Below are 9739 nucleotides of genomic sequence, written 5' to 3'. Positions count from 1 at the left end.
TTGGGTGGGGCTGCCCAGCTTGCAGTGCCAGCTGCGGGCAATGGGGTCGCCATCGTGCTCCACGAACAGCAGGTCCACGTTGTGCTGCATCGCCAGTCGGATGGCATCGGTGCTCAGGGCCGAACCAGTCGTCATCACAATGCCCGTCACCTTGTGGGCCGCGAACTGCTTTTTCTCGACCACGCCCTGCTCGTTCTTCTGGCGAATCTCAAACGTCTCGTCCTTGACGTGCACGTACGTGCCGTAGGTGTTGATGTGCAGATGCATAGGTCCCTGATAAGCAGATGAACGGCCGGGCGAGTGTCCGCCCTGGAAGTAGGAAAGGTAGTCAGTCCACTCGTTGCACGGCCCCGAAGCCCCGGGCGACGGATTTGCCCAGTCCTAGGCCATCGGGCACGAGAACGTTAGCAACGAATTCGCCCCCAAAGCCCAGCATGGGCTGGTTTTTGAACTGCGTAACCACCGGCTCCCCCAGGGCTAGGTGCACGAGCAGGCGCGGCAAATCCGGACCGTAGGCTCCGGCGGCCTTGAGCAGGGCCACCAGGTTGTTGGTGAGAATGCGGGTGAGCTGCGCCCGCCGCCCGGCGGGGTCCAACTGCTGGTATTCGCGGTGATTTTCCTGATTCAGCGGCATCCAGCGCGTGGCGAAACGGTAGCGGTGCAACTCCGCGCAGCACCCAATGGGGGCCGGCTGATGCACGATGTGCTTGGCGTGCACCGAATAGTGCCGCCCGTCAATAGCCAGCTCCCGGATGTGCAGAAACAGCTGCACCAATAAGTTAGCCCCGTCGCCCAGCCCGACCAGCGTCGGCGTGCCGTCCAGCACCTTATACTGTACCAATGGGTACTGCTGCCGATAGGTACCATCCTCATAGTGGTTGTGTAGCAGGGGCGAGTGCTCCCGAAACAACTCCCCGAAATAGCCCCGCAGCTTGTGCGCATCGCGCGGCTGAAGGTTGATTTCGGGGAACGTAATAGTGGTCAGCGGCAGGGTATCAGAGCGCAAGGTGCTGATTTTGGGGCTCGGCGTCGCGGCGGAAGCCGGTGACGGGATGGTAGTATTCGGATAGCTCATGATGATTGACAGCGTAAAGCCCCTCGCAGAGGCGATTGGATTCTCCGGCTTGCTCCAACTCCTGCACTTTCAGTAAGTAGCCCGGCACGGATACAATCCGCTGGTTAAAATCGCGCTTATAAGGCTCAAATTCGGCCACCGTGATTTGCTTGTACAGCAGTCGTTTAAATTGCGCGCGCACTTCCCGTGCCTTCGCGTCCAGCTCGATAAAGACGGACCGCGCCAGCCCGTTATCGTTGATAATGCGAAACGACGAAACGGGGCGTTTCTGGTCCTCGCGGTTATCATAGTTTAAGGCCTTCATGCTGGCAAAAATTGCTCTCGACTCGGCAAACCCGGTGTTGGCGGCGGTGGCTTCAAAATAGCGACTGACCAGGGCCAGGTACTCCGGCTCGGGAATGGGCCGCTGCCCATTGGCGGAAAATTCTTCCAGGGCACGGCGGGATTGCTGCGTGGTGATTTTATCGTAAATCTTCTCACAGTCCCCAAAATCCACGATGTAAAGCGGTGATAGGGCGCGGGCTACGTCGTTTTCACGGTTGATACGTCCCGCTACCTGAACGAGTGAGGCAATCGGACCCAGGTCCCGGAAGCCCATGTCAAAATCCAGGTCCACCCCGGCTTCCACCACTTGCGTGGCGACGAGTAAGGGCTTTTTACCCGACCGCAGGTCTACCTTGATTTGTTGAATAATCCCCATCCGGCTGACCGGCACGACGTTGGTTGACAGGTAATACAGCGGGTTATCCAATTCTTGGTCCAGCAGGTATTCCTGCACCGCCTCGTACACCTGTACGGAACGCCGTACCAGATTACAAACCAGCAGACCGGATTGGTTGGGCTGCCAATGCACCGCAAAAACGCCCTCCATAAAGGCCGCCTCATCGGCCAGCGGCTGCGTAAGCAGCGATACCAGTTGCGTGCGCTGGAAAGTGGCAAAAACCCGCTCGTAGTCTGGTAGCAACTCCTGCACCACGGGCTCCGGCTCTTTTTCCGCCTTCAACAACACCTGGAAAGCCAGTTGAAACGTGAGCGGCTTGGTGGCGGTCATTAGCAGTACGCGAGCGTTCAGGTACTTGGTCAGGTAATAGAACGCCGCGCCCACCAGTGGCAGCTGGCCTAACTGCAAAGTCTGTACCTCATCGAGAATGATAATACTACCCGCAAGGTGGTTGAATTTAAGTAGTAGCTTATTGCGGTTGCCAATGAGGGTTTGCAGCAGCTGTACAAATGAGGTAATAACCACGTCGCCCTGCCAGGTATCAACTAACATACGCTGCTGGTTGTATGCGGCATTTTCCTCCGGTCCACCGGGGTTGCGCCGGTCCTTTAGTTGCTCCAGTGCATCAGCGTATTGATAATGCGCCAGTACGCGGGTACCGAGGGTTTTCTCGTATTCCGAGATAGCCTGCTCAATGATATTGATGAAGGGCAGCCCGTAGATAATCTGTGGTAAGTAGCCCTCGGTAGCCTGAATCTGGTCGCGCAGCCGAAGCGTAAAATCCAGGGCTGTCAACGTTTTACCGATGCCCGTAGGGGCCGTCAGCGTAAAGAGCCGCTGCTGCTGGATTTCGGGTTGGTCGAGGGCCTGGAGTACCTGGCCGCGAACCCAGCCCCGTAGCTCGTTCTGGGAAAGGGTAGCCAGGTCCGTTTCCGGTTGATAATGCGCCTTACCCAGCCGGTTTTCTACCGACTGCGTTAGCAACGGCTGGCGCACGTAGGGTACCGTATCAGAAGCATCCAGCTTATCGGCTTCCGTCAGCAGTGAAAAGGCGTAGTTCAGCAGAAAATACCAGCGTGGGCTCTGTGGCGCTTCGTCTTCGCCTAAATAGCGGCTGATGAGCCGCTGGAAAGGCTTTTTATCCGGAAAAAAGAGGAAAGGACTCACCTGGTCCAATCCGCCATCTGCCAGTGCCACCGCCAGTTCCGCCTGTAAGCTCCTTAGTTGGCGGGTGAAAACGTCGACATGCCCTTCTGTTTCCGTTACCAACTGGCGAAACTCGCTCAGGTCTGACAAGCTTTTGTGATGGTGCACCACCAGATAACAGGCCAGCAGGCCCAGCCAGTCGCGGCCTTCACTGCGGTACCAGTTATAGAGGGCGTAGGCCCCGAATTTGGCGTGCTGCTTCAATTCCGTCTCAAAAGGCCCATCATCCAATAGATAATGCTGAAAATGAGGCGTGTACTTGCCCAGGTCGTGGAGCTGGCAGATACGCGCCACTAATTCGGCAATGGCCGATGCTTCGGGGAAAGTGTGCCCGGCGAAGAAGGCTTTGTTGGCCTTGTCACCCACGCCGGCAACGTGGTGGCGCAGCAGTTTGGACCCGTTGCGGTGCCCGTTATGCGTCGTGCTGTGCGAGTAGTAGGTCTTCATTCCAGGAACAGCAGCCGCTGCGTTTCGCCGTATTCGTGAAGCTCCAGGTATTCACCTGTGACTTGCGCCCGGAGCGGTTGGCCATCGGTGCTGAATAGCACCCGGTTCATGGCGACAAGTTCGCGCTGGTAGTCGCCCTTAAAATCAGCGGGTAGTAGTTCTTCTTCCAGCGACAAAGCCACCCCGCCGGTCAGGGTAGATGGCAGGTACTGGATGCGGTCGGTGGGCACGGTGGAATGGAATTCCTGTACTTCCTGGCTGGTAGCCACGCGGGCTTGCTGGTGCAGCCGCACGTTTTCGAGCGTGGCCGAAAAGTTGGCGGTGCCGAGCGATAAGGCAAAGTGTGGTCCCCCACTAGTCATCAACTGCCCGACCAGCTGGTCAAATACTGGCTGGCCACTCCCCGTAGGAGCCACGTATACCCGGTAGCGCACCAAGTCACGAGTTAGGTCGTAGCCCGTGACGATTTCGAAGGGGAGCTGAATATGCCCTTTCGAGCCATCCAGGTCTCGGCTGGCCTCCACTTTCAAAAAATTGAGTCGGTGAAAGCTCTTCTTGAGGGGCGAGCGTACCCCTACGCCCACGCGCAGGTACTGGCCTCCCAGCGCTTCGTAGTAGCTGTCGCGGGGCAGGCCCAACATGGCCGCCAGCACGCCCATGAGCGTGGTGCGCGGCGGCACGCTGAAGCTCATGGCCGTATTGTTGGCGTAGTATTTTCGGAAGTGTGCCATCTTCCCCACCAGGTCAAACACCAGGGCCTGCATCAGGCGCGGGGTTTGGGGTTATCAAACGTCAGGCCGGCCCCGGTGCGCACGATGGCGTAATCTACCGCATCATTTTCGGCAATGGCGCGCGCTAGGGCCGACAGGTCTACGGTCAGGTCATCGAGGCGGCGCACGGCTTTTTCATCGTCGGTTTTGGCCGTCGTTTGCACGTAGCCGCGCAGGTCGCTCAGTTGGCCATTAGCCACGCCGTCCTTATATACTACTTCCACATACAGCTTGGGGTACTGGTTAAGCTTGGAGCGGGTGGGTAGCGCGGGAATGCTATCCCACAGTGCCTGACGGAATAGCGTAACGTCTTCGTCCGTCAGACCCGAAGTCTGGGCGGCGTAGCGGTTGATGCTGCCATTGAACGCCAGCAGACTGTAGTGCACCCGGTAATCCTTGCCGAAGGTACCGTTATCATCATTCATGGTGGAAGCGATGGTACTCGACTCGACCAGCTTCACGCGGTTGAGTGAATAGCCCCAGTTGAGCTGCACGGGGCCGGTGTAAGCCCGGTTGAAGCCTTCGACAGCAAAGGCACTGCCAAAGAGGCGGATATCGACAAACTGTAGCTTCACCAGTTGCGCCAGTAGGTAGAGACTTAAGGTCCGGTTTTCCTTGCTTTGCAGCTTCTTAAATACTTTATCCGGGGCCTTTTCGGCGTCTATCAGCTGCTGCAAATGCGCCCGCAGTTCCGGTTTTTCGGCAAACAGGCTATCCATCTCGGCCGCATCTGCTACTAATCGGCCCACCACTGCCTGCAACTTGGAAGCGGGACTGACCTTCGCCCCATCTTCGCCATCCACGAAAATAGCGTGGCCGGTAGCCTTCAAGTAGTCGCGAATGTAGCGCTTTACCCGCGTGTCGGTCACCAGGTTAGTATCGGTGTCATAATCCATCCGGGGCTTATTTTCCTGATCGGGGTCGCCGTTGGGATTGCACTGCGTGGCGTCGTAGAGGTAGAGAAAGTCGGAGTTGCGTTGAAGTAAAGGCATGACGCTAAGGGAGAAAGTGGGAATAATTATTTCGTGGCGAAAGTGTAGCCCGACAGGATGAAAAACAGGGCCTCCTCCGGCACCATCTTCCAATCGTTCACTTCTTCAAAATAGCGGTGAAAGCTGGCTAGCAAGGGTTCGAGGAACCGATGCAGATTAAACTGTCGGGATTTATCGGCCAAGTCATTGCGCAGCCGGACGATAGCCTGCTTATCCATGCCCGAGTAGTTCAGCTTGTTGAGCACTGGTTTCGATTCGTAGCCTTTGCGGAACTGCTCGTAAGCTACCGTATTCAGGGCCCGGCCCAGATAAAACAAGGCCTTCTGCGCTGGCGTATAATTCGTGCGCTGGAAAAAAATTTCTACTTTTTGCTGGTATTCCGACAGTTCTTTTATCGGCTCCACGGCCTCCGTTTCCGGCAGGGTAATTTGGGGTTCGTCCATGTCAGCTAACAGGTGAAATTGGGTGAGAATAGCAAAGAGGGCCAGGTACTGATATACCGAGTTGCGAACCGCGAAATCGAATGCCTGCGCGGCTGTTAGCTTATCATTGGCATTGTTGTCGTATATGTTGCCGTAGGCCGCATAGCGCCGGTAGCGGTGGCAAAGCACCAAGTCCCGGAAATGCTCAAATAGGGCCCGGCGGGCAATCGGCCGGCGCTCCAGAATTTGCTTGAACAGCAGCAGTGCGGCGTTACGCTTTTCCTTGTCCTTCCGCACGGGCACTAGGCTGTACACCGTGAATAAGTTGAAGCGTAACGGGCCCATTAAGTGCTCCCACGGTAGTTCGGGAGCTTGTCGCCACGCTGAATCCAGTTGCTGAAACGCGGCCAGCAACTGAGAAAAATAGGTTTGGCTGACGTCCTCAATCAGGTTGATGGTTTTGAAGAAATTGCCATCCGATTCAAACCCCAGGAAAGTAATCCAGTACACGTCCGGGTCTTCTTCCTCCAATTGGTCAATGGTGGCCGTCAGCTTCTTTTGAAACTGGAAAAGCATGTCGGCTTTGCGATTTAGGCGCGGTAACGTACTTTCCACGGGGGTATGGTCAGTGCTGAGCAACTTGGGTAGCAACAGATGGTCGACGCCGGCGATGCGCACTTTGTAGCCATCAAGCAGCATCTTGGAACCACGTTCCAGTAGTACCTGGGCAGCATCACTCACTTGGTAGTTTTGGACAAAATCGTTTTTGGCGAATAGTGGCGCATAGTGTAGCGTTGTTTTCACGAACATGCTGTTGAGGCTATAACGGCTGGCAATGGCAAGCTCACTCACATCGTCGCGTTGCTGGCCCGAGGCGTGGCACAGACGGGCCGCGCCGCCCGCCGCCCGCACGGGCTTGAAGCGCGCCTTGATAAACTCTGGATAACCCGCTATGGCCTGCATTTCCCCTTCAAGTACCTGTACAATAGGGGTAAAGGCCGGGATGCCTAACGCAGTTGCCTTAACCTGGGCATAGACCAGCACTACCTGTTGAGTTGCGGTTAGCTTCCGGCCTTCAAGAAGCTGCCGTAGGGTGATTTCTCCCTTTTCATTTGCTACCAGCGGCAGGTATGCTTCACGCAGTGAGAATAGCTGCCGTAGTACTTCCGCCAGTGCCGTATCCTGGAGGCCGGGATACTTTGCTAACTCCGCCAGCAATTCACCTTTATCAGCGGAGGCGCTCTTTCCAAAAAACGTCTTGGTAAACTGGCCCATATTTTTGCGCCCGTCTACGCACACGTAAATCGACGGATTATTCCCCCCAGCTACTGCTAGGTTGAACCATTGCCGCACACTATCCGGCCCGTATTCTGAGAAGTCACCGAGGCTCACTTCCCCAGCATCCAAGTCAAAGCGAACAGGTAGGCAATAGCTAGTAATAGCATCACCTTTCTTGTTTTGAGTCTCCACAATGGGCACTTTGAGCAAGTCGTCCCACTCGCCTAAGTGGCGTTCGCCTTGCTGGCCCAGCTTTAATAAGGTTTGTAGCATATCAGGTCAGAGTTTAATCAAATGTATCTTGATCAGCAGGACAGCTTGTGTCCACCGTTCCATTTGTCTTGAAATAGCTGACGCTGATTACTCTTCACAGATAAGGTGGGAGCAGATTTCGCACATGGGAAACCGCGAGGTTCGCTCGCAACGGTCAATTTCAGGATATCCGCAGCAGGCATTGCACTGGCTGGGCATCACAAAACGATTGAATAGGGCCCCGACAGGGATAGCTGCTGAATGCAACTGGGTAAACTTATCTTTGTAGTTCATCAGAGGGATTGGTTAAAGCGGGTTTCTTTGATTATTAGGGCAGCACCGGGCCTAGGAATCCATGTGCTGCCCTTTTTGACCTTCAATCCGTATTTTCTCGGAACTACACTAAGCAGTGTTTCCCCAATTCGCGTAGTAATTTCAATCCTCTTTTAGCGGAGTCTTTATACTAGGCGAAGACGGGTAACAAAATTTTTTACTCAATGATGACCAAAGGTATGCAGTATTTTGAACCTCTCAACTTATTTATCGAAACATTACCACCGGGCCCGCCCTACCTTCTCCCGCAAAAATTCCCGAAAATCCAATGGTTCAACTACTTCCACCTCCGTAGGCAGGCCCAATACAAAGCGGCCGATGCCCAGGTAGCTGCGGACTTCGCCCCGAAACCAGTAGCCCAGGTCCGACGCGGGCACTGGGTCGGGCAGTACGAAGGAGCGGGCCGCGGCGTGCTCTTCTACCAGCAGGCGGTAGGCCCGCGCGGTCAGACGGAGCGTCACTGGGAGCCAGGCCGGGCCAGTCATGCCAAACATATCCAGGTGCTCTTCCGAAGCGGGATGGTCGCACGGCGTGGCCAGTACCTCAATGGCTTCTATGCGCCGGATTTTGTAGGTGCGCAACTGGCCGCTCGCGACTTCCACTGCGCTTAGCTGGGCATAGTTGTCTGTGAGGGCCAGAGGCTCTACTTCGCGGTCGCGCACCGTGCTGGAGTGCGGCGACTGGTAACGCAGCAGCCGCACCCGGCAGCGGTCTTTAATAGCCTTGACCAGTTGCTGCACCACGCGTCCCTGGTGTAGGTCCAACAATTCATCTGCCAGCGGAATCAGCTCAGAAGTCAGATAGAGCTTGCGGCGCAGGCTTTCCCCCAGCGGGCTTTCCATATCAAGCGCGGCTAATGCCTGGCGCATCACCCCACTTTCCTCCAGGGAGAAATAGGACTGCTTATCGGGTTCGGGTTCGAAAATAAACTTGCGACGCTGGGCATCCTCGTCAATAAAGTACCCGATTTCTTCCAGCAAGGCCAGGTAGCGGGTAATGGTACGCGGATGGCAGTCGAAAGCCTGCGCCAGCTCTGGTAAGGTGCGGCCCGGCTGCTGCTTGAGCAGGCGAATCAACGTAAACACGCGTAGTAGTTTGGCTTGCTCAATCATCGAAAAGGTAGCAAAGCTCAATGATAAGCATTCGAGCCACAATAGCTATTAGCGCATCTAGCAAAATCGGCTAGTGATACTGACCGAGAAGGATATGGGCTGTTGCTTTCAGTACCTATTCGTGGCGCAGCCTCTCGCTTAGTCGCCCGCAGTAGAATTGGGCCATTCCGCTCCCCATTACCAGTGGTAATTTGCGAGTTCTTAACTCTTTGCCCAGCTAGTTACTCGCGCTATGACCATTGACCAAGTGCGCCGCCTGCTGGCTCAGGGCGAAGGCCTACAGGTGGAATTCAAGGAGGCTGACCACGCGCTGCCTGCCAACTTCTTCGAAACGGCCTGTGCCTTTCTCAACCGCGACGGGGGTACCATTCTGCTCGGCGTCGAGGATGACGGGACAGTCAGTGGGGTGCAACCGGCGGCCGTGCAGAATCTCAAAACCAACCTGGTTAACCTGTCCAATACTCCGGAAAAGCTGGAACCGCCCTGCGTACTCTTTCCCACGCAGGTGCAGGTAGATGGCAAAGAAATTATCTGCGTGCAGGTGCCCGCCGACTCGCAGCTGCACCGCACGCGGGGCGTGGTGTACGACCGGAGCGAAGACGGTGATTTTCGCGTCACGGACCCCGCTCGGTTGGCCGCGCTCTACAATCGTAAGCGCCTGTTCTATACCGAAAATACCGTTTATCCCCACCTGCGTTTCGAGGAGCTGCGCGCCGATTTATTTCCCAAAGTCCGCCAGCTGCTGGCCAGCCGCAACCCGGCCCACCCGTGGCTCGCGCTGGATAACCACCAGCTGCTGGTTAAAGCCGGCCTCTACCAGCGCGACCAGCAGACGGGCCAGCCAGGCTATACGCTGGCCGCCGCGTTGTTGCTCGGCCGCGATGAGCTCATCAGCCAGGTGGTGCCGCATTTTCGGGTAGACGCGTTGCTACGTCGTCACGACCTGCAGCGCTACGACGACCGCCTGGATATCCGCACCAACCTGATTGACACCTACGAGCAACTCATGGGCTTCGTGCAGAAGCACCTACCCGACCCTTTCTACTTGGAGGGCACCACCAGCATTAGCCTGCGCGACAAAATCTTCCGCGAGGTGGTGGCTAACATTCTGGTGCACCGGGAGTATACGAA

At 56.1% G+C, this 9739-nt stretch carries 8 protein-coding genes; 1 reads left to right on the top strand and 7 read right to left on the bottom strand.

Annotated features, from left to right (window positions below):
• The 7 genes from QMK33_RS22935 to QMK33_RS22905 all read right to left on the bottom strand — a co-directional run.
• Positions 1-267 (bottom strand): CRISPR-associated endonuclease Cas1 (locus QMK33_RS22935; protein WP_283566961.1); only part of this gene is annotated, 267 nt, incomplete at its 3' end.
• 61 nt (positions 268-328) lie between these two features.
• A complete protein-coding gene (locus tag QMK33_RS22930) occupies positions 329-1006 on the bottom strand; it encodes a CRISPR-associated endonuclease Cas6 (protein WP_283566960.1) in 678 nt (225 codons plus the stop codon).
• Positions 996-3449 (bottom strand): CRISPR-associated helicase Cas3', encoded by a 2454-nt coding sequence (gene cas3, locus QMK33_RS22925; protein WP_283566959.1) that lies wholly within the window; start codon positions 3447-3449, stop codon positions 996-998. Before cas3 ends, QMK33_RS22930 begins: the two co-directional genes overlap by 11 nt.
• On the bottom strand, positions 3446-4213 hold the full coding sequence (cas5, locus tag QMK33_RS22920) for a CRISPR-associated protein Cas5 (RefSeq protein WP_283566958.1): 768 nt from the start codon (positions 4211-4213) through the stop codon (positions 3446-3448). Before cas5 ends, cas3 begins: the two co-directional genes overlap by 4 nt.
• Complete coding sequence (gene cas7b / locus QMK33_RS22915) at positions 4213-5211, bottom strand: type I-B CRISPR-associated protein Cas7/Csh2 (protein WP_283566957.1); 999 nt, start codon at positions 5209-5211, stop codon at positions 4213-4215. The genes cas5 and cas7b overlap by 1 nt, the downstream gene beginning before the upstream one ends.
• 26 nt (positions 5212-5237) lie before the next feature.
• A complete protein-coding gene (locus tag QMK33_RS22910) occupies positions 5238-7184 on the bottom strand; it encodes a TM1802 family CRISPR-associated protein (RefSeq protein ID WP_283566956.1) in 1947 nt (648 codons plus the stop codon).
• Between the two features lie 530 nt (positions 7185-7714).
• Positions 7715-8629 (bottom strand): helix-turn-helix transcriptional regulator, encoded by a 915-nt coding sequence (locus QMK33_RS22905; protein ID WP_283566955.1) that lies wholly within the window; start codon positions 8627-8629, stop codon positions 7715-7717.
• A 211-nt stretch (positions 8630-8840) separates the two neighbouring features.
• Here QMK33_RS22905 and QMK33_RS22900 point away from each other — a divergent pair.
• The coding region (locus QMK33_RS22900; RefSeq protein WP_283566954.1) for an AlbA family DNA-binding domain-containing protein at positions 8841-9739 on the top strand (899 nt) is incomplete at its 3' end.

Origin of the sequence: Hymenobacter sp. H14-R3 (genome assembly GCF_030063445.1) — a bacterium.
In the GTDB taxonomy this organism is placed as follows: Bacteria; Bacteroidota; Bacteroidia; order Cytophagales; family Hymenobacteraceae; genus Hymenobacter.
Note: the sequence above shows the minus strand (reverse complement) of the source record. Positions and strands in the feature narration are given on the sequence as shown.

Coding starts and splice junctions, on each gene's coding strand:
- cas3 (WP_283566959.1), bottom strand. CDS start 3,449: ATGAAGACCTACTACTCGCACAGCACGACGCATAACGGGCACCGCAAC.
- cas5 (WP_283566958.1), bottom strand. CDS start 4,213: ATGCAGGCCCTGGTGTTTGACCTGGTGGGGAAGATGGCACACTTCCGA.
- cas7b (WP_283566957.1), bottom strand. CDS start 5,211: ATGCCTTTACTTCAACGCAACTCCGACTTTCTCTACCTCTACGACGCC.
- QMK33_RS22910 (WP_283566956.1), bottom strand. CDS start 7,184: ATGCTACAAACCTTATTAAAGCTGGGCCAGCAAGGCGAACGCCACTTA.